Genomic DNA, 22,723 nt, shown 5'->3' with positions numbered 1-22,723 from the left:
GAAATTGTGCGCGACCGGTCCGTGTCCGCGGCGCTATCCTCACTTCAACGGGGGACAGGGCCGGGATGCTGACCGATCATCGCCACGAGGAAATCCTCTCGCAGCTCGCGCAGACGGGGCGCGTCGGCGTCACCAGCATCGCCGCCACCCTGGCGGTCTCCGACGAGACGATCCGGCGCGACCTGAAGATGCTGGAGGAGCGCGGCCTGCTGCGGCGCATCCACGGCGGTGCGGTGCTGCCGCGCCTCGATCAGGAGCGCCCCCTCACCGAGCGCAGCGGGCTCAACAGCCGCGAGAAGGGGCGCGTCGCCGCCTTGGTCGAGGGTCTGGTGGAGGATGGGATGTCGATCTTCATCGACACCGGCACCACGACGCTGGCGCTGGCCCGGCGCCTCACCACCCGCAAGCTCACGGTGACGACGAATTCCATCGACCTCGCGCTGTTGCTGGCCGACAGCCCGGCGCGGGTGAACCTGACGCCGGGCCGCCTGCGGCCGAACGACAACGCGCTCGTCGGCTACGACACCGTGGACTACGCCCGGCGCCACTTCTTCGACCTCGCCATCATGGGCATCGCCGCCTGCGACCTCGCCCAGGGCTGGATGGATTACGAGGAGCACGAATCGGTCCTGCGCCGGGCGCTGCGGGGCCAGACCCGGCGGGCGGTGCTGCTCGCCGATTCCCGCAAGTTCGGGCGTCAGGCCAACCTCCAGACCTTCGACCTCGCCGCGCCGCTCACCGTGGTGACCGACCGCCCGCCGCCCGAGCCCTTCGCCGACCGCTTCAGGCAGCACGACATCGATCTCATCTGCGGCTGAGAGCGCCGGTCCGATCAGAGCGCCTCACGGCGTCGGCAGCGTCGGCGTGACCTCGGGCGGCGTCTCGCGCACGGCGCGCAGTTCGTACCAGAGGGCGTTGAGCACGCCGACCGCGGCGGCCAGTCCGAGACCGAGGATCCAGGCGAAGTACCACATCGTCGCGACTCCTGATGCGAGGTGGGGGGAGCAAGGCAGGCCCCGGCACCGCCGGGGCCGGATCCGTCAGTAGGCGGCCGAGCCGGGGGCGGTGATGTCGCGGTCCGAGACCTTGCCCCACAGCACCCGGTAGACCCAGGCGGTGTAGGCGAGGATGATCGGCAGGAAGATCACCGTCGCGATCAGCATGTTGCGCAGGGTCGCCCGGCTGGAGGAGGCGTCGAACACGGTGAGCGCGTGGCCCGGATGCGTGCTGGACGGCAGGATGACCGGGAACATCGACAGGCCGACGGTGGCGATGATGCAGGCGATGCCGAGGCTGGAGGCCAGGAAGGTCAGCCCCTCGTGCCGGGCGCGGAAGCCGAGCGCCGCCAGCAACGGGCCGGCGATGCCGGCGAGCGGCACCAGGGCGAGCATGGGATGGGCCCGGAAATTGGCGAGCCACGCGCCCGCATCCGCCACGACCGCCTTGGCCAGCGGGTTGGACGGGCCGTCGCCGGGGAGCGGGCTCACCACCCGGTAGCCGCCGAAGGCGCCGGCCCAGACCAGGAGGCCGCCGAGGGCGAACAGGGCGGCGGTGACGAGCGCCGCCTTGAGCCCGATGGCGCGGGCGCGCTCGGCGACCGGCCCCTCCGCCTTGAAGGCGAGCCAGGCCGCACCGTGCGCCACCAGCATCGCCAGGGAGACGCCGCCGCACAGCAGAGCCAGCGGGTTGAGCAGCCCGAGGAGGCCGCCGCCGTAGATCGGGCGAAGGTCGCCCGTGAAGTGGAAGGGCACGCCCTGGAGCACGTTGCCGACGGCGACGCCGAAGATCAGCGCCGGCACCGCGCCGCCGACGAACAGGGCCCAATCCCAGCGGGAGCGCCACGCCGCGCCCTCCCGCTTGGAGCGGTACTTGAAGGCGACGGGCCGCAGGATGAGGGCGAACAGCACGAGGAACATGGCGAGGTAGAAGCCGGAGAAGCTCAGCGCGTAGAGCGCCGGCCACGCGGCGAAGATCGCGCCGCCGCCGAGCACCAGCCAGACCTGGTTGCCCTCCCAGGTGGCGGAGACGGTGTGGATCGCCACCCGCCGCTCGACATCGGTGCGGCCGACGAAGGGCAAGAGGGCGCCGACGCCGAGATCGAAGCCGTCGGTGAGGGCGAAGCCGATCAGCAGCACGCCGAGCAGCACCCACCAGACGAGGCGGAGCGTTTCGTAATCCGAGAGAAGGGCGAGCATGGAGGGAACTCCTCGGGGGAGGGGCCGGCGCGACGGCGGTCTCCGTCGGCGCCGGCAGGGAGCGAAGGGAGGAAGGGCTACTCGGCGGCGACGAGGCCGGCCTCGTTCCGGTTCGTGCCGGCGCCGGGAAAGAGCGCGGCGGGATCCTCGGCCAGGGTCTCCGGCCCCTTGGCGATGGCGCGCAGCATCAGCTGCACCTCGATCACCGCGAGCACGCCGTAGACCAGGGTGAAACCGACGATGGTGGTGATGAGCGAGGGAATGCCGAGTTCGGAGGTCGCGAGCGCGGTCGGCAGAACGCCCTCGATGATCCAGGGCTGGCGGCCGAACTCGGCGACGAACCAGCCGAACTCGATCGCGATCCAGGGCAGCGGCAGGGCGAAGAGCGCGGCCCGGAACAGCCAGCGCGGCGCCTCGGCCTCGCGGGCGGTGTACCAGAGCGCCGCCCCGAACAGGGCGATCAGCAGGAAGCCGCACGCCACCATCGCCCGGAAGGTGAAGAACAGTGAGGGCACGTGCGGCACGGTGGACCACGCCGCCCGGTCGATATCCGCGTCGGTCGCCGTCCGTGGATCGCCGATCAGCGGTTTGAGGAGCTGCGCGTAGCCGAGATCAGCTTGCGTCCGGGCGAACTCGGCGCGGGCCGCCTCATCCGTGCGGTCGGCCTTGATCCGCTCCAGCGCGGCGTAGGCGACGAGCCCGTTGCGGATGCGGTCCTTGGCGTGCGCGACCAGTTCGGTGATGCCGGGGATCTCGGTCGTCAGCGAGCGGGTGCCGATCAGGCCCATCGCGTAGGGGATGTGGAGCGCGTAGCGGGTGGTGCGGCTCTCCAGATCCGGGACGCCGATCGCCGTGAAGGCGGCGGGCGCGGGCTCCGTGTGCCACATCGCCTCCATGGCGGCGAGCTTCATCTTCTGGTGGTCGGTGACGGCGTAGCCGCTCTCGTCGCCGAGCACGACGACGCTGAGCGCCGAGGCCAGCCCGAAGGCCGCCGCGATGGCGAACGAGCGCTTGGCGAGTTCGAGATGCCGCCCGCGCAGGATGTAGAAGGCGGAGACGCCGAGCACGAACACCGCACCGCAGACATAGCCGGCCGAGACCGTGTGGACGAACTTCGCCTGCGCCACCGGATTGAGGATCACGGCGGCGAAGTCGGTCACCTCCATGCGCATCGTGTCGGGGTTGAACAGGGAGCCGACCGGGTTCTGCATCCAGCCGTTGGCGATCAGGATCCAGAGCGCGGAGAAATTGGTGCCGAGCGCCATCAGCCACGTGACGATGCAGTGGGCGAGCGCCGAAAGCTTGTCCCAGCCGAAGAAGAACAGCCCGACGAAGGTCGCCTCCAGGAAGAAGGCCATCAGGCCCTCGATGGCGAGCGGGGCCCCGAACACGTCGCCGACATAGTGCGAGTAGTAGGCCCAGTTCATGCCGAACTGGAACTCCATGGTCAGGCCGGTGGCGACCCCCAGCGCGAAGTTGATTCCGAACAGGAGGCCCCAGAACTTGGTCATGTCGCGCCAGATCTTGCGGCGCGTCATGACGTAGACCGTCTCCATCATGGCGACGAGAATCGAGAGTCCGAGCGTCAGCGGCACGAACAGGAAGTGGTACATCGCCGTCAGCGCGAATTGCAGGCGCGACAGATCGACGAGCAGCGGATCGGTCATGGGAGGCTCCTTGTCCGACGCTGCCTCTCGCGCCGCCGCGCTTGGCGATCCTTGACGCAGATCAAGGCCGCGCTCGCCGCCCCCGCCGCACAAGGCGGCATGACCCGACGATCCCCCCGCGCCCGATCCCGCCGCGCCACCCTCGCGCCCGCGGCGCTCACCCTCGCCCGCGGGGCGGCGCGGGCCGGCCTGTCGCGTCTGCACGTCCTCCAGGCGCTCCGTTGCGCCGCGACGCTCGGGCTCGCCGTGGCGCTGGCGCGGCTCGCGGGCGCGCTGATCGAGACGGGAGGGCTCGACGGGATCGCGCTCGGCCTCGCCGGGGCCTGCCTGCTCGCGGGCGCCGGGCTCGGGAGCCTGATCGAGGCGCGCAGCGCCGCCCTGGAGGCGGAGGTCGCCGCCGCGCTGCTCGATGCCGCCGAGGCGCGGCTCGCGGGCATGCCGGCCCGCGCCGCCGCCGACCTGCCGCGCGGCGCGGTGATCGCCGGCCTGCAACGGCATCCCGGCGCGCTTGCCCGGCTCGTCGTCGGCCACGCCGCCGCGCGGCGGATGATGGGACTCGGGCCGGTGCTGACCGCGGGTGCGGTCGCCCTGGTGTCCTGGCAGGCGGCCCTGGCGCTGCTCCTCGCCACACCGGTGATGATCGTGTTCTTCGCCCTCGTCGGCGGCATGATCCGTGATCGGGCCGCGGCGCAGGAGGCGGCGCTCGGACGGCTCGCGACTCAGTTTGCCGACCGTGTGCGGGCGCTGCCGACGATTCTGGCCGCCCACGGCCTGCCGCGCGAGACGGCCAAGCTCGACCGGCGGCTCAAGGCCTACGCCGACGGAACCATGGGCGTGCTGGCGGTGGCCTTTCTGAACGCGGGCGTGCTCGACTTCTTCGCCTCGCTCGCCATCGCGATCCTGGCGGTGTTCCTCGGGCTCGGCCATCTCGGCCTCGCCGAGGTGCCGGGTTTTGCGCATCTGGCGCTGTGGCAGAGCCTGCTGATCCTGCTGCTCGCCCCCGAATATTTCCTGCCGTTCCGTCGCTACGCCGAACTCTACCACGCCAAGGCGGAGGGCGAGGCCGCCGCCGAGGCGCTCGCCTGGGCCTTCGCGGAGGACGCGGCGCGGGAGACACCGGAACGCGGCGTGGTTCCGGCGGCGCCGGGCGCCCGCGGCCTCGTCCTGCCCCATGCCGGCCCCGTCGCCGATTTCGATCTGCCGGAGACCGGCCTCGTCGCGCTGACCGGGCCGAGCGGGGCCGGCAAGTCGACGCTGCTGCGGGTTCTGGCCGGCGTTGAGGCACCGCTCGCCGGCGCCGTCCGCCGGCCCGGACAGGGTCTGCCGGCGACCTGGGTCTCCCTCGACACGCCGATCCCGGCCGGCACGCTCGGCGCGGCGATCGCGGACGGCGCGCCTGCGACGCCGGAGGCCGTGGCGGCCGCCGCCGCGACCCTCGGCCTGAGCGATGATCCGCACTGGCCCGGCGGCCTCGACGCCCCCGTGCGGGCGGGCGCCGAAAACCTCTCCGGCGGTCAGCGGGTCCGCGTCGCCGTCGCGCGCCTGCTGCTGCGGCCGTGCATCGCCTTCTGCGACGAGCCCACCGCCAAGCTCGATCCCGCGAACGCCGCCCGGGTGCGCCACGCCCTGGCCTGGGCCGCCCGCACCCGCCTCATCGTGGTCGCGACCCACGATCCCGCCCTGGTGGCGATGGCCGACCGGCGCATCGCCCTCGGCGCCACCCGTTCCGAGAGGCAGGCCGCGTGATGCGCACCCGCTCCGACCTCAATCCCGCCGGCTCGCCCCAGGCCGAAACCACCCGGGCTTGGCGCCTCGCCTTCGCCCTGGCGGCGCTGGCGCTGGCCGCGAATCTGGCCCTCGCCGGCACCGCCGTCAGCTTCCTGGCGGCGGTCGCCCTGGCCGGTGCCGGACCGGCGGCCTTCGCCTTCAACTTCCACCACCCCGCCGCCCTGGTGCGCCTGTTCGCGCTGCTGCGCACCGGTGCGCGCTACGGCGAGCGCATGGCCGGCCACCGCGCGGCGCTGACCGATCAGGTCCGCCGCCGCGCCGGCCTGTTCGCGGCCCTGGCGCGGGCGCCGGAGAGCCGCGGCAGCGGCTGGCAGCTCGGACGCCCGGAGCGGCTCGCCGACTTCATCGACGACGTGGCTGACGTCGATTACGCCCGGCTGCGCGTCGGCTTCCCCGCCGCGACGACCGGCGCGGCGCTCATCGGACTCACGCTGCTCACGGCCTACATCGCGCCGCTCGCGCTCCCCGCCGTCGCCGTACTCGCCCTCGCCGGAGCCCTCTTCGCCCGGAGCACGATCCGGCGGCTCAGGACGACCGAGACGTGGATCCGCCACGCGCGCCGCGCCGCCGCCGCCGATCTCGGAAGCGCGCTGACGGGCGCCGTGCCCCTCGACGCCGAGGGGCGCCGCGGCGCGGCCGTGCGGATCGCCCTCGACCCGCTGCGCGATGCGGAGCGCGAGGCGGCCTGCGGACGGCGGACGCTCGCCCGGTTCGAGGCTGTGCTGGCGCTTGCCGGCCCGGCCATCGCCCTGGCCGTGCTGCTCGGTGCCTGGAGCGCGGGCGCCCGCGGCACCGCGCTCCTGCCCGCCGCCTTCCTGGCCTTCGCCTGGCTCGCGCTGGCCGAGCCGGTCCTGTCCCTGCCGCGGGCGCTGCTCGGTTCCGTCCGCGCCCGCCTCGCCCGCCCCTCCCTCGACCTCGAGGATGGCGCCGGCGCCGAGCCGAGCCCCCGGTCCGGTCCGGCCCCCGGCGCCCTGACCCTGCACGGTCTGCGGCTGCGGACGCCGGACGGGCGCGATCTCGGCCCGGTGCCTGATCTCGCGGTCGTGCCCGGCACGCCGCTGACCCTCGTCGGCGCGAGCGGCTGCGGCAAGACCACCCTGCTGAAGGCGCTCGCCGGCTGGAACAGCGAGCGGCCCGGAGAGGCGGTCCGCCTCGGCGGCCTGCTCCGCCCGGCGGCCGAGCGGCGGGCGCTGACGCATCTCGGCCTGCACGATGCCGCGATCCTGTCCGACACCGTGCGCGAGAACCTGTTCGCGCCGGGCGCAACCGACGCGCAGCTCTGGGAGGCGCTCGAGGCGGTCGAACTCGATGCCCGCATCCGCGCGGGCGGCGGGCTCGATGCCTGGATCGCCGAGGGCGGCCTCTCGCTCGGCGAGGCCCAGCGCCTCACGCTCGCCCGCGCGCTCTTGAGCCCGGCCCCCGTCATCCTGCTCGACGAGCCGGCCGAGCATCTCGGCGACGATCAGGCGGCGCGCATCCTCGGGCGTCTGCTCGCCCGCTGGCGCGAGCGCGTCGTCGTGCTGACGAGCCACCGCCCCGATCTCGGGCTGCCCGGACGCCGGATCGCGCTCGGGCTGGAGTGAGGGATCTCCCGCCGGATCGCGCCCGCCATCCTGTTCGGGCAAGCCGCTCGCGCGTCGGGTCTCGGCGCAGCCCCGTGACGGCCACCCGCGCGAGCCGGCATCCGAACCGGGCGGCGCGTCGAGCAAGGCGCCTGCCGAAATGGAGCCTTCTGGGCCGATAGGGCCGTTGCCGGCCGTCGCGATGAAGCCTTGGATGGGGCCGCAGACGCGGGCCCGGCGGTGATCTTCCGAGTCATTCGATGCGACCAAGATCGGTGAAGATGTCAGGATAGCAACGCGAACACGGAAATGGCTGTCCGGCAGAAAGACCCGGCACCCGTCGTCGTAACGCGGCGGCCTGATCGTCCATCATCATCGGCGCGATCCGGTACGCTCCGGTTTCGACTTCACAAGCGGCGCAGGCCCAGGCTATTGATCGGTCTGAGCGCGTTGCGGACGGGAGGTCTCCGATGCAAGACTCTGCCGAGAGCGCCGGTGTCGGAACGGCTTCAGCCGGGCATGCCTGCGCCCATGACCGGGCGGAAGGCGGCTGCGCCGCTTGCAAGGTCCGCCTCGTCAGCGTCTGCGCGGCGCTCACGCGCGAGGAACTCGCCGGACTGGAGGCGCTGAGCCAGCAGGTCCATCTCGATCCGCGCCAGGCCCTGTTCCAGCAGGACGACCGGGCGGGCGCCGTCTACAACGTCACCGAGGGGAGTTTGCGCCTGTCGCGGCTCCTGCCGGACGGGCGGCGGCAGGTGATGGGCTTTGCCCTGGTCGGTGACTTCCTCGGTCTCGCTCTGCCCGAGCGCTTCACCGTCACCGCCGAGGCGCTGGCGCCGACGATGCTCTGCCGGTTCGAGCGGCGCGCCTTCGCCGGTCTCGTCGCGCAGACCCCGCACCTGCTGCAGCGCCTCTACGAGCGGGCCGGCCACGAGCTGACGCTGGCACAGGATCACATGATGCTGCTCGGCCGGCGCACCGCCGAGGAGAAGGTGGCGAGCTTCCTGCTGGGCCTGCGCGCGCGCTACGGCCGCATCGGGCACGAATCCGTCACCGTCGAGCTGCCGATGGGCCGGCAGGACATCGCCGACCATCTCGGCCTCACCATCGAGACGGTGAGCCGGATGCTGACCCGGCTCGACCGGGAGAAGGCGATCCTGATCGTGCCCGGCGGGGTGCGCCTGACGGATCCCGCGCGGCTCGAGCATCTGGCGGCAAGCTGAGATGCCTCAGCGTTCCAGGCTCTGAAGGTAGGCGATCAGGGCCTGGGCCTCGTCGGGATCGAGCCGGAATTCCGGCATCGCCGGGTGGCCGGTGGTGATGCCCTCGGCCAGCGCCTCGGCAAGATCCGTGACCGGGTATCGGGTGTGCAGGTCACGGAACGGAGGCGCTTCCGCCAGGGGGCTCGCGCCGATGCGGCCGATCGCGTGACAGCGGGCGCAGTTCGTCCGCGCGATGGTCTCGCCGCGCTGGGCGCGGGCATCGAGAGCCTGGGCGGCGGCCGGCAGGGCGACCAGCAGGAGGGCGAGGATCGGGAGGGCCGTCGGAACGCGCATCAGTGACACATCAGGCAGGGGAGGGGGCTGGTTCGCAGCATCTCGTGGGTGACGCCGCCGAACAGCCACTCGCGCAGGCGGGTATGGCCGTAGGCGCCCATCACGATCAGGTCGGCCTCCTGCTTCAGGGCGAAGCGCAGGAGTTCGTCGGCGTCGCTCACGACGGTGCGCAGCAGGTGCGTCGTCACGGAGGCGCCGTGGCGGGCGAGGTGGTCGGCGACATCCTCCGCCCCCTCGTAGCGCGCGCCCTCGCCGGTGCTGACGACGAAGACCTGATCCGCCTCTCGGATGAAGGGAAGGGCGGCCGAGACGGCCCGGCGCGCTTCCCGGCCGTCCTTCCAGGCCACGACGATCCGGGCACCCCGGACTCGCTCGATGCGCGGGGGGAGCACGAGGACCGGGCGGGCGGCCTCCATCAGGACGGGGCCGGGCGGAACGCCGAGGGCACCGGGCGCGACGTCCTCGGGACCGCGGCGTCCCACCACGAGGAGGTCGGCCGCCCGCGCCTGCTCGACGAGATGGGTGATCGGGCCGGCCAGGGCCTCGCGCCAGTCGCGGCGCAGCGGCGGGTCGACGGAGCGGTCGAACAGTTCCCGTGCCCGAGCGAGTGCGGCGCGGGCCTTCTCCTCGAATTGCGGCTCGGCGTCGTCGATCTCGCCGATGTCGCGTACGTAATCCGGTGCCGGCACCTTGCAGGCCGCCGCCCCGGTGAGCGTCGCCTCGAAGCGCTGCGCGAGGCCGGCGGCGAGCCGGATGCGGTCGGGCGCGGCCCCGTCGAGATCGACCGAGACCAGGATGTTCGCAAAAGCCATTCTCGCCTCCCTGGGGCTTCCCCAGCCGCTCGACGGCAGCATCCTTGCCGGCCGCCCGGCGCGGGTGCCTTGATCCAGCGCAAGGCGGTCGATGGCTTCCGCGCCGCGAGCGCGCTTCCCGCCGCGGCCGTTCCGGCGGATGGCCGGGCGCTCGGCTGCGCAGGGCGATCGCTTCTCCGCTGCGGCTCGGGCGAAGGCGAAGGTCGCGGCGGTCTCACGCCTGAGCCGCCCGTTTGAAACCGGCGGCAGGACAGCCTAGTCATCGTCGAGAGGGGGAGGTCATCCATGCAGCGCACGACCATCGCCATCGATGACGAGCTGGCCGCCGCGCTCGACGCTTACATGGACAGCACCGGCGCGGGGAGCCGGTCGGAGGCCATCCGCGACCTCGTGCGGCGCGGCCTGTCCGCGCGTCCCGAAGCGCCGGCCGAGGCGCCGTGCTTCGGCATCGTCAGCTACACGATCGACCAGTCGGTGCGGAACCTCGCGGCGCGCGTGCCGCAGGGACGTCTCGACCGTCACGACCAGGCGGTCGCCTCCCTGTCGATCCCGATCGATCACTCGACCTCGATCGACGTGACGCTGATGCGCGGCCCCGTCGGGGACGTGTCGTCCTATGCGGAGAGGCTGTTCCTCGAGCGCGGCGTCATGCACGGCTCGCTCAACCTGATTCCCGTCGTGGAGGACACCTCCGCGCACTCGCACGAGGAAGGCTTCGCCTCGAACCACACCCACACGCATCTGCGCGTGCGCAGCGGCTTCTGAGACGGCCTCCGCTCGATCGGAGCGCAAGGCCGTCTCGATCCTGCGGAGCTAGGCGGCGCGGGCGAGGCCGTCCGGATGCGCCTGCGCCGCGCCGCCATGCTGCTTGAGCGGCCTGTTGCCGGTCAGGCGGCGCAGGAGCACGTAGAAGACCGGCGTCAGGAACAGGCCGAAGGCGGTGACGCCGATCATGCCGGAGAACACGGCGACGCCCATGGCGTTGCGCATCTCCGCTCCGGCCCCGGTCGCGGTCACCAGCGGCAGCACGCCCATGATGAAGGCCATCGAGGTCATCAGGATCGGGCGCAGCCGCAGGCGGCTCGCCTCGATCGCGGCCGCCAGCGGGGTGCGGCCGGCAAACTCCAGTTCGCGGGCGAATTCCACGATCAGGATCGCGTTCTTGGCCGAGAGGCCGACGAGCACGATCAGGCCGATCTGCGTGAACACGTTGTTGTCGCCCGCCGAGAGCCAGACCCCGAACATCGCCGCGAGCAGGCCCATCGGCACGATCATGAGGATGGCGAGCGGCAGGGTCAGGCTCTCGTACTGCGCCGCCAGCACGAGGAAGACGAGCAGCAGCGCCAGTGGGAACACCCAGATCCCGGAATTGCCGGCGATGAATTCCTGGTAGGTCAGGTCGGTCCACTCGAAGGCGAAGCCGCGCGGCAGGGTCTCGGCGGCGATGCGGGTTGCCGCCGCTTGCGCCTGCCCCGACGAGAAGCCGGGGGCCGCGCCCGCGTTGATGTCGGCCGACAGGAAGCCGTTGTAGCGCATGGCCCGCTCCGGCCCCGCCGTCTGCCGCACGCGCAGCAGGGCCGAGAGCGGCACCATCTCGCCGGAGCCGGCGCGGACCTTCAGGAGCCCGACATCGTCGGAGCGGGCCCGGAACGGCGCGTCGGCCTGGACGCGGACCGAGTAGGTGCGGCCGAACTTGTTGAAGTCGTTGACGTAGAGCGAGCCGAGATAGATCTGCAGCGTGTCGAACACGTCGGTGACGGGGATGCGGAGCTGGCGCGCCTTGGTCCGGTCGAGGTCGGCGAAGAGCTGCGGGACGTTCATCTGGAAGCTTGAGAACAGGCCGGCGAGTTCCGGTGCCTGGGCCGCCTTGGCCATGAAGGCCTTGGTGGCGTCGTTCAGCGCCTCGTAGCCGAGGCCGGCCCGATCCTCGATCTGCAGCTTGAAGCCGCCGATCGTGCCGAGCCCGTTGACGGGCGGGGGCGGGAACATCGCGATGAACGCCTCGGGAATCGCGGCGTACTTCCTGTTGAGGGACTGCGCGATGGCGGCCCCGCTCAAGCTGGGGCTCTTCCGCTCCTCGAACGGCTTCAGCGTCGAGAACACGATCCCCGAATTCGAGGAATTGGTGAAGCCGTTGATCGACAGGCCGGGGAAGGCGACGGCGCTCTCGACGCCGGGCTCCTTCAGGGCGATCTCGCTCATGCGGCGGATCACGTCTTCCGTCCGGTCGAGGGTCGCGCCATCGGGCAGCTGGGCGAAGCCGACGAGGTACTGCTTGTCCTGGCCCGGCACGAAGCCGCCGGGGATCCTCTGGAACAGCACCACGGTCACGCCGACGAGCGCGAGGTAGAGCACCATCATCGCGCCCTTTCGCGAGACGACGGCGCCGACGCCGCGGCCGTAGCCGTCGGAGGCCCGCCCGAAGGCGCGGTTGAAGCGGCGGAAGAACCAGCCGAGCAGCGTGTCGAGCACTCGGGTCAGCCGGTCCTTCGGCGCGTGATGGTCTTTCAGGAGCAGCGCCGAGAGGGCCGGCGACAGGGTCAGCGAGTTGATCGCCGAGATCACCGTCGAGATCGCGATGGTCAGCGCGAACTGCTTGTAGAACTGGCCCGTCAATCCGCTGATGAAGGCGAGCGGCACGAAGACGGCGACGAGAACGAGCGCGATGGCGATGATCGGCCCGGAGACCTCGCGCATGGCCTGATAGCTGGCCTCCCTCGGCGAGAGGCCGGCCTCGATGTTGCGCTCCACGTTCTCGACCACGACGATGGCGTCGTCGACGACGATGCCGATGGCGAGCACGAGGCCGAACAGGCTCAGCGCGTTGATGGAGAAGCCGAAGGCGTGCATCACCGCGAAGGTGCCGACGATGGAGACCGGCACGGCGAGAAGCGGGATGATCGAGGCCCGCCACGTCTGCAGGAACAGGATCACCACCAGCACCACGAGGGCGACCGCCTCCAGCAGCGTGTGGATCACCGCCTCGATCGAGGCGCGCACGAACTGCGTCGGGTCGTAGACGATCTGGTAATCGACCCCTTCGGGCATGGTCCGCTTGATCTCGGCCATGGTCTGGCGGACCTGATCCGAGATCCGGATCGCGTTCGAGCCCGGGGATTGCGAGATCGGGATCGCCACCGCCGACTTGTTGTCGAGGAGCGAGCGGAGCGCGTAGTCCGAGGCTCCGAGTTCGATCCGCGCGAGGTCGCGCAGGCGGGTGATCTCGCCGTTTTCCCCGGTCTTGACGACGATGTCGCCGAACTGCTCCTCGCTGGTGAGGCGGCCCTCGGCGTTGAGCGACAGCTGCAGGTCGAGGCCCGGCACCGCGGGCGAGGCGCCGATGACGCCGGCCGCCGCCTCGACGTTCTGGGCCTGGATCTCGCGCACCACGTCGCCGGCGGACAGGCCGTGCTCGGCCACCCGCTGCGGGTCGAGCCAGATCCGCATGGCGTAGTCGCCGGAGCCGAAGAGCTGGACCTGCCCGACGCCGTCGAGACGGGCGAGGCGATCCTTGATGTTCAAGACCGCGTAGTTGCGCAGATAGGTCATGTCGTAGCGCCCGTTGGGCGAGACGAGGTGCACGACCATGGTGAGATCGGGCGAGGACTTCACCGTGACGATGCCGAGCTGGCGCACGATCGCCGGCAGGCGCGGCTCGGCCTGCGAGACGCGGTTCTGGACGAGCTGCTGCGCCTTGTCGGGATCGGTGCCGAGCCGGAAGGTGACCGTCAGCACCATCACGCCGTCGGTCGTGGCCTGGCTCGACATGTAGAGCATGCCCTCGACGCCGTTGATCTGTTCCTCGATCGGCGTCGCGACCGTCTCGATGATCACCTTGGGGTTGGCGCCCGGGAAGGTCGCGCGCACGACGACCGAGGGCGGCACGACGTCCGGATATTCCGAGATCGGCATCGCGAAGAGCGAGATGAGGCCGCCGACGAAGATGAGCACCGAGAGCACGCCCGCGAAGATCGGCCGGTCGATGAAGAATTTCGAGAGATTCATGCCGACCCTCGGAAGAAGACGGGGCGAAGGGATGCCGGGGAAGCGGATGTGAGGCGGCCGTCCGCACAGCCGACCGGGCGGCCGGTCACGGTGGGGCCGCCGGGCGGTTTCGGGGGTGGGGAGTCGGAGCGGCGCGCGTCTCGGCGCCGCGCGCTTAGTCGGCGCGCGACCTCAATTTCGCGCGCGAGCTTCATTCCGCTCGCGCGAAAGTCATTCCGCTCGCGCGAGCTTGGCCGTCCCGGGCGAGACATCCTGCGGGCGGGCGCCCATCCGGACCGGTTCCGGGCTGATGCGGGTGCCGGGCCGGATGCGCTGCAGCCCGTTGACCACGATGCGCTCGCCGCCGGACAGGCCGGAGGTCACGACGCGCAGGCCGTCGACCGCCCGGCCGAGGGTGACGGCCCGGAACTCGGCCCGGCTGTCGGCCCCCACCACGAGGACGAAGCGCTTGTCCTGGTCCGTGCCGATGGCGCGCTCATCGACGAGCAGGAGCGATTCGGGGACGGCTTGGCCCAGCCGCATCCGCGCGAACTGGCCCGGGATCAGGTGGCCGTCGGCATTGGCGAAGGTCGCGCGGACGCGGACCGTGCCGCTGCGCGCATCGACCTTGTTGTCGATGAAATGCAGGCTGCCGCGCGCGCGCGCGCCGTCGGCGGTGATCATCTCGACCGGGATCCGCGCGAGCCGGCCGCGGCCGCCCGACGGTTCGGCGATCGAGGCGAGTGCCTTCAGGATGACGGTCTCGTCGGCGTCGAAGCTGGCATAGACCGGATCGACCGAGACGAGGGTCGTCAGCACCGCGGCGCCGGCCCCCGTCGCCACGAGGTTGCCCGGCGTGATCTCCCGGCGGCCGACGCGGCCGCCCACGGCCGCCCGCACCTGCGTGTAGTCGAGGTTGAGCCGCGCCGCCGCCAGTGCCGCCTGCGCCCCCGCCAGGGTCGCCTTCGCCTCCTTGAAGGCGTTGGCGCGCACGTCGAGGTCGCGCGCCGTGACGATGTGCCGGTCCGACAATTGCTGCCCGCGCTCCAGGTCGCTCGAGGTCAGGGCGACCCGCGCCTCGGCGCCCGCGACCTGGGCCTCCAGGCGCTGGACCTCCGCCGCGTAGGGCGCGGGATCGATGGTCACGAGGAGATCGCCGGGCTTGACCAGCTCGCCCTCGACGAAATGCGTGGCCTGGATCGCGCCGCCGACGCGGGCCCGCACCTCGATGCGGTCCACCGCCTCCAGGCGGCCGGAGAACTCGTCCCACAGGATCACGTCGCGCGGCTCGACCGTGGCGACGGCGGCCGGCATCGCCGGCTCGTCCTGCTGGGTCGCGGCCTGGGCCGGCGCGGTCTGCCACACGGCAGCCGGCGCCGCGAGACAGGCGGCGCCGGCCAGCAGGGAGAGGGCGAGGCCGACCCCGACGCTGCGTCGGAGCAAAAAACGGCCTAAGGAGGTGCCACGCTGAGGATCCACGAGCGGCTCCGACATCTGTAGAGTTCGCTACACATGTCGGCGTGGACGCCGCGCGTCAAGAGACTTATCTACCACTCGATACAAAACTTCGATACGGAATTTGGAGCCCGCGGACAATGGTGATGGGGCGGCCCCGGTCGTTCGACACGGACAAGGCCCTCGACGAGGCGATGGAGGTGTTCTGGCGCCACGGCTACGACGGCGCGAGCCTGGCCATGCTGACGAAGGCGATGGGCATCAAGGCGCCTTCCCTCTACGCGGCCTTCGGCAGCAAGGAGGGGCTGCTGAAGGCCGCCCTCGACCGCTACGCGCAGCGGCGCTGCGAGCATATGCGCCACGTGCTGGCCGGCGCGACCGCCCGCGAGGTGGCCGAGCGGTTCCTGTCGAGTATCGCCGAGAGCCACACCGACCCGGCCAACCCGCCGGGCTGCCTTCTGGTCCAGGGCGGGCTCGCCTGCGGGGAGGGTTCGGAGAACATCCCCTTCGAGCTGGCCTCCCGGCGCGCGCAGACCGAGGCGGACCTGCGCGAGCGGTTCGCCCAGGCCCAGCGGGACGGCGACCTCGCACCGGAGGCCGATCCGGCGGCGCTGGCCCGCTTTCTCTCGACGGTCGCCTCCGGCATGGGCGTCCTGGCCTCGTCGGGCGCCGACCGCGACGCCCTGCGGGCGGTCGCGCGCGTGTCGCTGAGCGCCTTCACGCGCTGTCCCGAGGCGGGCGGCGTCCCGTCCTAATCGCGCCTGAGGCCTCATCGGGCGCTAAGGGATGGTCCTCGGCGAGGAGAGGGGCCGGGAGGGCGTGAGGACGGGACGCATGCTCCCGCGCACCTCTCCCAACGCGCCGCGTGCCACGTCTCGAACCGGGGCATGCGTTGGGCTAGAGTGGGCCGTTCCCGGTTCGGGCCGATGACAGCGCCCGCTCCGCTGCACGAGAACGCGCCGGATGGACGACGAAGACAGGATTCGCACGGATATCGAGTTCGCGGTCGCCGACGCCTGCTGGCGTCACGAGATCGCCAAGCAGATCGGCACGTCCGTCGTCGAGGAGGCGTTGACGCCGCCCGAAATGAAGGGCGAACCCGAGACCGCGCTTCGTCTCGCCTACGAAGAGCGCCTGCGCGCGCTCCAGGCTTGGCGGAGCGCGCGCGGCCTCACCTGATCGGATCGCCTACTGCAGGGGCGGATTGCGACCCGCGAGCGTCGAGGCCGCCCGCTCGATGCGCTCGCCGGCCTGGAGCAGGGCTCGCTCGACGAGAGTGAACAGCTCGGGATCCCCGGCTTCCTCGGCCTGGCGCGCCGCCTCGAGCAGCGCGTCGAAGGCGGCGCAGAGCGCGTCCGCCGGCATCGTCTCCGGTGGCCGAGGGCGCGGGGGGCGCCCGGAAGAATGATCGACCCCGTGTGCCGAGAGGATCTCCCGCGAAGTGGCGATGATGCGCTTCGTGCGCTCGACGATCGTGCGGATTTCCGACGCCAGCTGCGTGGTCCGTTCGACCTTCGCGAGAGCCGTGCTCGTCCATGGTTCGGTCATCGGGCTTCACCTTGCCGGATCGTCCGGGATCGTCTCCAGGGCGTGAGCCTGTGAGGATCGCGCGTGGCGCCCGGCCGTTCGACACGTAGATGTGCGGCTCTCGCCTGGGCCGCGGGCATCGTCCACAACCGGCAGCCTCGCATCCCGGTGGGTGAAGCCGCAAGCCGATGCGTCGCCGGCCGCAGGATGGGCGAGCCTGTCCGTCCGGGACAAGCCCCGGTTCAGTGAGCGATGAGCCGGCTCACGGCTCGCAGCAGTTCGTCGTCGAGGATCGGTTTGCCCAGAACGGCGTGCGAGCGGTAATCTGACCCCTCCGCGATCCTGACCTCCCCCGTGGCGAACAGGTAGGGCACGCCGCGTTCGGTGAGGCGGTCGGCGACGACGTAGGCCGGCTCGCCGTTGAGATGGATATCGAGCACGGCTGCATCGAGCGGCCCGGTCTCGATGAGCGCCAGAGCTCGCTCCGCGTCCGGAACGGGGCCGGCGACCTCGGCTCCGGCCTCCTGCAGCCATCGCTCGATCTCGATCGCGATGAGGTACTCGTCCTCGACCACGAGGATGCGGCGCCCTGACAGGGGAAGGGTCGGCGGGGTCATCATGGCTCCGGCAGCAGGAAGTCGCCGAAGCCTATCCCCATTGCCAGTGCAGCGAATTTTCCCAGGTTACTTCAGAGGCAGTTCGATCCGGCAACGCACGCCGTCGATATTGAGAGCGTATTCTGTCCGTCCCTGCAGAGCATAGGCGAGCGCATTCTCGATCAATTCGCGCCCGTAGCCGCGCCGACTCAGGAACTGCGGTTCGACACTGATGTCGCTCTCGACCCAGTTCAGCGCCATGCGCTTCCCGTGGCCGCTGTTGTGGATGCGCTCCCAGGTCACGGACAGGCGCCCCGCATCGTCGCGCAGGGCGCCGTACTTGACGGCGTTGGTGGTCAGTTCGTGCAGGGCGAGCGCGAAGTTCTGGACCTGCTCCGAGGTCAGCAGCACCTTCGGGCCCGAGATCGTGATGCGCTTGGGAGCAACGCTGGTATAGGCGGCCAGCTCGGCGTGGACGAGGGCGCTGACCTCGACGGTGTCGTTGCCCGATCGGCTGAGCAGGGCCTGGGCCCGCCCGAGGGCGTTCAGCCGGGTGGTGAAGTTCTCGACCGGCGCCCCCTGGCCGACGGTGCGGGTCGCGAGCGAGGTGACCACGCCGAGGAGGTTGCGCGAGCGGTGCTGCAACTCCTTGACCAGCACGTCCTGGCGTTCGGCCGCCAGCTTGGCATCCGTGACGTCGGAGGTGATGCCGCCGATGCGATGCACCTGCCCCTTGTCGTCGAAGAGCGGGAAGTTGGCGTTGGCGAGCCACCGTTCCTCGCCGTCGCTCGGCCGGCGGATGCGGAAGATGTGGGACACGCGCCCGCCGGCCCGCACGCGGCGGATGGTGTTGATCACCTCCCTGCGATCCGCCCGCGCGATGAGCTTCAGCCAGGCTCGCAGATGATTCGGCCCGGGTTCGCCGAGGGGAGCGCCGTACAGCGCTTCGAAGGACGGACCCGCATATTCGAATTCGAGCGTCTGAGCGTTGCGGATCCAGAGGACGTCCGAGGAGGCGTCGGCGAATTGCCGGAAGCGCTCCTCGCTCTCGCGCAGGGCCGCTTCGGCCTGCTTGCGCGCGGTGATGTCGACGAAGGTGATGACGACGCCGGCGATGAAGTTGTCGACGCTGCGATAGGGCAGCACCCGGACCATGTAGCGGGTTCCGGTCTGCGGATTCTCGATCTCGCGCTCGGAGCTGTTCAGGGTGCGCAGGACGCGGCGGGCGTCCTCATGCAGCTCCTCGTAGGCGATGCGCGACTTGATGTGGGCGAGGGGCCGGCCGGCATCCGAATCGACGAGGTGGAACAGCTCCGCCGAGGCCGGCGTGAAGCGCATGACGCGCAGGTCGTTGTCGAGGAAGACCGTGGCGATCTGGGTGCTCTCGAGGAAGTTCTTGAGGTCGCTGTTGATGCGGCCGAGTTCCTGCACCCGCAGGCCGAGCTCGCCGTTGACGGTGGTCAGCTCCTCGTTGACCGATTGCAGCTCCTCCTTCGAGGTTTGGAGCTCCTCGTTGGCCGATTGCAGCTCCTCGTTCAGCGACTGATACTCCTCGTTCGAGGCCTTCAGCTCCTCGTTCGTGCTCTCCGCTTCCTCGGCGATGGCCTGCAGCCGATCCTTGTTCTCGCGCAGCTCCGTTTCGAGCTGCCGGATGCGGTCGCGCTGATCCTGGGACGAGGCCGAGGACGCGTCCGCGTCGGCGGCAACCGCCCCCCCATCCTTGAACAGCACGAAGAAGTGGCGGATGGGACCGGCGGTGTCCTTGACCGGTTCGACCACGATATCGACCAGAAGGCCCTGCCCGTCCTGCTCGATCCGCCGGTTGGGAAGATCGACGGTCCGCCCCTCCTCGGCGGCGCGCACGAGCGCCGCGCGCAGGTCGAGGCGCAGGTCGGGATGCGCCAGTTGCAGCAGGTTGAGCGAGGCCGTGCCCCCGGCCGGGTCGATGTAGCGCCCGGTCCGGCCGGAAAAGTGCAGCACCGTGTGGGTCTCGTCCACGATCACGTAGGCCGGCGTGTAGCGTTCCACGAAGCGCTCGGCCCGCTGGGCCAGCGACGGTTCGATCGCGCGTCCGGGCAGGCTCGCCGCCGGCCGGCTCTCGAGCCGCGGCGATGACACGGCGAAGGGAAAGTCGGGCAGGATCCGGCTATGCGTCTCCAGGCGACGGAAGATGCGCGAGCGCTGTTCGATCGGCGCGAACAGGTTGGTGTGCCGCGAGATGTTCTCGGAATTGCCGAGGAAGAGCACGCCCTCCGGCCTCAGGGCGAAGTGGAAGACGGGGATGACGCGGCTCTGCAGCTCGGCGTCGAGATAGATCAGCAGGTTGCGGCAGGAGATCAGGTCGAGGCGGGAGAAGGGCGGGTCCTTGATGATGCTGTGCTGGGAGAAGATGCACATCTCCCGCACTTCCTTGACGATGCAATAGGTGTTGCCCTCCCGCACGAACCAGCGCGCGAGCCGCTCGGGGCTGACGTCGCGCACGACCGTCTCGGCGTAGCGGGCCGCCCGCGCCGCCGCCAGCGCCCGGCCGTCGAGGTCGGTCGCAAAGATCTGGACCTGCGGCACGTCCTCCAGGGCCGCCATGTGCTCGCGCAGCAGGATGCCGAAGGAGTAGGCCTCCTCGCCCGTCGAGCAGCCGATGATCCAGATCCTGACTTGATCGTTGGAGGTCTTCCCCTCGAACAGCTTCGAGATCACGCTGCGCTCGAGCAGTTCGAACTCCTTCGCGTCGCGGAAGAACTGCGTCACGCCGATCAGGAGGTCGTTGAAGAGTTCCTGCGCTTCTCCCGGTTGCGAGCGCAGGTATTCCACGTACGCCGCATTGTCGTTGATCTGAGCGACCTGCATCCGCCTCTGGACGCGGCGCATGAAGGTGCCTTCCTTGTAGCCGTGGAAGTCGTGGCCGGTCTTGTTGCGCAGCACCGCCGCGATGCTGGCCAGCACCATCGCGGCCTCGGCCTCGTTGAGATGCGCCTCCGTTTCCGTCTTCGATCCGAGCTGATGGATGCTGGTCCGGATCCGCTCGGCCAGTTGGTCGATCGGCAGGACGGCATCCGCCAGGGCGGCGGGGATGTTGCTCGCGGCGAGTTCGCCGGATTTCGACTCGTCGGTCTCCTCTGCGAGCGCGATGCCGCCCATCTCCTTGACGGCCTTGAAGCCGAGGGTCCCGTCCGAACCGGTCCCGGCGAGGACGACCGAGATCGTCCGCCCGTCCATTTCGCCCAGAAGCGAGACGAGGAAACTGTCGATGGTTCCCCGCTCGCCGAACCGCTGCTCGGCGGGGCGAAGCTGGAAGTGATCGCTCTCGATGCTGACGATGACGTTCGGATCGGGCAGGTAGATCCGGCCCGGCACGAGCGGCATGTTCTGCTCGATGGCGGTCAGGTCGTGGCCGGCCGCCCTGAGGGCGTGTTGGAACTCGGCGGCATCGAGCGACTCCCGGTGCTGCAGCACGACGATGATGGCCGTGTCGGGCCGGGCCGGCAGCTCCTGCAGGAGGTGGACGAGCGAGCGCGTGTTCGCGGCCGACGCGCACAGGGTGACGACGACAGGCTTGCCGCCTTGAGGGGCAACCGTCTCGGAGGATCTCACCATCCCCGCCTCCAGCCGCAGCGCATCCGTGCGCCCGTTCTGATCCTGCCTGTAGGATCGCGCGAAGGGCCCTGACCAGTCTCAAACCGACCGGTGCAGCGGTTTGCCGAAGAATGCCGGATCCGCACGCCTGCGTTCCCTTCGCACCGAGCGAAGTCCGCGGCGGCCCATCGCGAACCGACTCGCCCGCACACGGGCGGGTGCGGAGCCAAATCGGAGAAGCGCACGGGCTATTCCTCCTGTTCGCTCTCGCTCCCACTGTCCGTCGGCTCGGGGGACGGCAGGGTCTGGAGGACGGCACGACGGATCACGTCAGCGTATTGCCGGTACTCGGCCGCGCGCTCCTCGTACATCTCGCTGACGGCCGAACGCCCGGCCTTGCGTCCATCGCTGGCCATGCGCCGGACGAGTTCGGCCCGCTCCTCGATGATGCGCAGGGCCACGCGCAGGGCCTCGTCGATGGATCCCTCCTGCTCCTTGGCCACCGCCTCGGCGGTGTAGCCGTGGCCGACCTGGCAGCGGAAGCGGAGCGGCTTGCCGCCGCGCACCTCCGAGAGGACGCCGCCGCAATGCGGACAGGACATCGCCGAGGGGTTGGCGAGTTGGCGCAGGACGTCGCTGTCGATCCGTTCTCCCGCGGCGATATCGACCTCGAGCCGGATGTCCGGCGGAACGGGCAGGCGCGGGCCGGGGGCGTCGCGCACGAGGTCCGAGAGGACGTCGCCGATGCGGGCCGCGGACAGGGTGAGATCGACCTCCGTGACCGAGAGGGCGCTGCGCGGCATCTCGTCGGCGATCGCATCGGCGGGATCCTGCACGAGCGTGAGGCCGCCGCAGCGCTTGATCGCTTCGAGGCCCGACGCGCCGTCGTTGAGCAGTCCGCTCAGAAGCACCCCGATCACCCGAGGGCCGTAGGCCGCGGCCGCCGAGCGGAACAGCGGGTCGATCGAGGGCCGGGCCATGTTCTCGCGCGGGCCGCGCCCGAGCCTGATCCGGCCCTCGTCGAGGATAAGGTGATGATCGGGAACGCCGAGATAGATGTTGCCGGTGCGGATCGCCATGCCGTCGGCGGCGGCGTGGACCGGAAGGTGGGCGACCGCCGAGGTGACGGTCGCCAGCAGGCCGAGGCTGCGCGCGGGGATGTGCAGCACGATGAAGACCGCCGCCGACAGATCCTGCGGCAGGGCGCCGAGGATCGTCTTCAGCGGAGCGGTGGCACCGGAGGAGCCGCCGATGACGATGATGTCACGATTGTCCAACCGTGCCGCTCCACGCTCCGCCGAGTCTCGCGGCCGCAGCCCGTCCGGCCGACGCGAGGCTGCGCACCCGTGCCCCATCCGGATAGCCCGTGACCCGGGGCGAAGGTTCCGAAGGGCGGCCCCTCGGGCCGTGACCGAGCGCCACCCCCCTTCTGTCCGGCAGCGGCATCGGCCGGGGCGCAGGCCGCCCGGCGCCCGATCATGTGTCCCATCGCACTAAATAGATCGCAAGCTAACTAATTTTCTGGCCAAGCCCGAATTTCCGCGATAGAACCGCCAAGTCAGCGACGAGCGGGAGAGAGCCGGTGCGAACCGGCCGCCGAAGGAGCAACCGCCCCGGAAACTCTCAGGCACCCGGACCGCTCGTCGTTCAACACTCTGGAAAGCGGAGCGTCCGCTCCCGCCGATGGTGTAAGTCGCGACCCCGTCCGGGGCCGGGCGAAACTCTCAGGCCGATGACAGAGGGGGCCCGCAAGCAAGGCGCGTGCGGAGCGACCCCGGAGGCCTGCGCGATGACAGACCCATAGACCACTCACGGGCCACTCACGGGCCACTCGTGGGCCCTCGGGCCCACTCAGGTTGGCACGCCCCGCCGCCCAGCCGGCCTCTCCTGCCCCTCGCGATCCGCTCGACCGGCAGGCTCGTCCTTCGAGCCTGGATCCTGACGCCTGCCCGGACATCGTCCCTCGGCCTGGTCGGACAGGCCCCGGCGATGCGCGGACCATCGAACC

The 22,723-nt window shown here is 70.9% G+C and carries 18 protein-coding genes and 1 riboswitch; of the genes, 7 read left to right on the top strand and 11 right to left on the bottom strand.

The features are described 5' to 3' along the window. The first annotated feature begins 65 nt into the window (after nt 1–65). Nucleotides 66–818: a DeoR/GlpR family DNA-binding transcription regulator gene (locus HNR01_RS21345; RefSeq protein WP_153876231.1), complete on the top strand. Its 753-nt coding sequence runs from the start codon at nt 66–68 to the stop codon at nt 816–818. Nucleotides 819–842: 24 nt separating this feature from the next. Here HNR01_RS21345 and cydX read toward each other — a convergent pair whose 3' ends face one another. The 3 genes from cydX to HNR01_RS21330 form a co-directional block, all read right to left on the bottom strand. Next, on the bottom strand, nt 843–974 hold the full coding sequence (gene cydX / locus HNR01_RS21340; RefSeq protein ID WP_012453227.1) for a cytochrome bd-I oxidase subunit CydX: 132 nt from the start codon (nt 972–974) through the stop codon (nt 843–845). A 66-nt stretch (nt 975–1,040) separates the two neighbouring features. Then, nucleotides 1,041–2,195, bottom strand: coding sequence for a cytochrome d ubiquinol oxidase subunit II (gene cydB / locus HNR01_RS21335; RefSeq protein ID WP_183669627.1), 1,155 nt, complete (start codon nt 2,193–2,195; stop codon nt 1,041–1,043). Nucleotides 2,196–2,272: 77 nt separating this feature from the next. Next, complete coding sequence (locus HNR01_RS21330; RefSeq protein ID WP_153876233.1) at nt 2,273–3,862, bottom strand: cytochrome ubiquinol oxidase subunit I; 1,590 nt, start codon at nt 3,860–3,862, stop codon at nt 2,273–2,275. 99 nt (nt 3,863–3,961) lie between these two features. On the opposite strand from HNR01_RS21330, the gene HNR01_RS21325 reads away from it, so the two are divergent. The 3 genes from HNR01_RS21325 to HNR01_RS21315 all read left to right on the top strand — a co-directional run bounded on the left by HNR01_RS21325 (nt 3,962) and on the right by HNR01_RS21315 (nt 8,435). Further along, on the top strand, nt 3,962–5,608 hold the full coding sequence (locus tag HNR01_RS21325; protein ID WP_183669662.1) for an ATP-binding cassette domain-containing protein: 1,647 nt from the start codon (nt 3,962–3,964) through the stop codon (nt 5,606–5,608). Next, nucleotides 5,608–7,233 carry an ATP-binding cassette domain-containing protein gene (locus HNR01_RS21320; protein ID WP_183669625.1) on the top strand — a complete coding sequence of 542 codons (1,626 nt, stop codon included), beginning with the start codon at nt 5,608–5,610 and terminating at the stop codon, nt 7,231–7,233. Before HNR01_RS21325 ends, HNR01_RS21320 begins: the two co-directional genes overlap by 1 nt. A gap of 449 nt (nt 7,234–7,682) precedes the next feature. Beyond that, nucleotides 7,683–8,435 (top strand): Crp/Fnr family transcriptional regulator, encoded by a 753-nt coding sequence (locus HNR01_RS21315; RefSeq protein ID WP_017487070.1) that lies wholly within the window; start codon nt 7,683–7,685, stop codon nt 8,433–8,435. 6 nt (nt 8,436–8,441) lie between these two features. On the opposite strand, the gene HNR01_RS21310 is transcribed toward HNR01_RS21315, so the two are convergent. Beyond that, a complete protein-coding gene (locus HNR01_RS21310) occupies nt 8,442–8,768 on the bottom strand; it encodes a c-type cytochrome (RefSeq protein WP_017487069.1) in 327 nt (108 codons plus the stop codon). Next, nucleotides 8,768–9,580, bottom strand: coding sequence for a universal stress protein (locus HNR01_RS21305; protein WP_017487068.1), 813 nt, complete (start codon nt 9,578–9,580; stop codon nt 8,768–8,770). The genes HNR01_RS21310 and HNR01_RS21305 overlap by 1 nt, the downstream gene beginning before the upstream one ends. A 285-nt stretch (nt 9,581–9,865) precedes the next feature. On the opposite strand from HNR01_RS21305, the gene nikR reads away from it, so the two are divergent. Then, nucleotides 9,866–10,345, top strand: a complete 480-nt coding sequence (gene nikR / locus HNR01_RS21300) for a nickel-responsive transcriptional regulator NikR (protein WP_153876237.1) — start codon at nt 9,866–9,868, stop codon at nt 10,343–10,345. A 48-nt stretch (nt 10,346–10,393) separates the two neighbouring features. On the opposite strand, the gene HNR01_RS21295 is transcribed toward nikR, so the two are convergent. Beyond that, complete coding sequence (locus HNR01_RS21295; RefSeq protein WP_183669623.1) at nt 10,394–13,585, bottom strand: efflux RND transporter permease subunit; 3,192 nt, start codon at nt 13,583–13,585, stop codon at nt 10,394–10,396. 210 nt (nt 13,586–13,795) lie between these two features. Beyond that, nucleotides 13,796–15,058 (bottom strand): efflux RND transporter periplasmic adaptor subunit, encoded by a 1,263-nt coding sequence (locus tag HNR01_RS21290; RefSeq protein ID WP_183669621.1) that lies wholly within the window; start codon nt 15,056–15,058, stop codon nt 13,796–13,798. A 101-nt stretch (nt 15,059–15,159) separates the two neighbouring features. Here HNR01_RS21290 and HNR01_RS21285 point away from each other — a divergent pair, with 101 nt between their 5' ends. Together HNR01_RS21285 and HNR01_RS21280 are read left to right on the top strand one after the other, a co-directional pair. Next, the gene (locus tag HNR01_RS21285) at nt 15,160–15,774 is read left to right on the top strand and encodes a TetR/AcrR family transcriptional regulator (protein WP_017487064.1); all 615 of its coding nucleotides are present in this window, start codon (nt 15,160–15,162) and stop codon (nt 15,772–15,774) included. Nucleotides 15,775–15,982: 208 nt separating this feature from the next. Further along, on the top strand, nt 15,983–16,198 hold the full coding sequence (locus HNR01_RS21280) for a hypothetical protein (protein ID WP_017487063.1): 216 nt from the start codon (nt 15,983–15,985) through the stop codon (nt 16,196–16,198). Between the two features lie 9 nt (nt 16,199–16,207). On the opposite strand, the gene HNR01_RS21275 is transcribed toward HNR01_RS21280, so the two are convergent. The 4 genes from HNR01_RS21275 to HNR01_RS21260 all read right to left on the bottom strand — a co-directional run bounded on the left by HNR01_RS21275 (nt 16,208) and on the right by HNR01_RS21260 (nt 21,992). After that, on the bottom strand, nt 16,208–16,567 hold the full coding sequence (locus HNR01_RS21275; protein ID WP_183669619.1) for a hypothetical protein: 360 nt from the start codon (nt 16,565–16,567) through the stop codon (nt 16,208–16,210). A 221-nt stretch (nt 16,568–16,788) separates the two neighbouring features. Further along, the gene (locus tag HNR01_RS21270; RefSeq protein WP_183669617.1) at nt 16,789–17,166 is read right to left on the bottom strand and encodes a response regulator; all 378 of its coding nucleotides are present in this window, start codon (nt 17,164–17,166) and stop codon (nt 16,789–16,791) included. 63 nt (nt 17,167–17,229) lie between these two features. After that, a complete protein-coding gene (locus HNR01_RS21265; protein WP_183669615.1) occupies nt 17,230–20,736 on the bottom strand; it encodes a CheR family methyltransferase in 3,507 nt (1,168 codons plus the stop codon). A gap of 227 nt (nt 20,737–20,963) precedes the next feature. Further along, nucleotides 20,964–21,992 carry a chemotaxis protein CheB gene (locus HNR01_RS21260; protein WP_183669613.1) on the bottom strand — a complete coding sequence of 343 codons (1,029 nt, stop codon included), beginning with the start codon at nt 21,990–21,992 and terminating at the stop codon, nt 20,964–20,966. 282 nt (nt 21,993–22,274) lie between these two features. Further along, nucleotides 22,275–22,364: riboswitch (glycine riboswitch) on the top strand. Nucleotides 22,365–22,723 lie beyond the last annotated feature (359 nt).

This window comes from Methylorubrum rhodesianum, from assembly GCF_014199985.1.
In the GTDB taxonomy this organism is placed as follows: Bacteria; Pseudomonadota; Alphaproteobacteria; order Rhizobiales; family Beijerinckiaceae; genus Methylobacterium; species Methylobacterium rhodesianum.
Note: the sequence above shows the minus strand (reverse complement) of the source record. Positions and strands in the feature narration are given on the sequence as shown.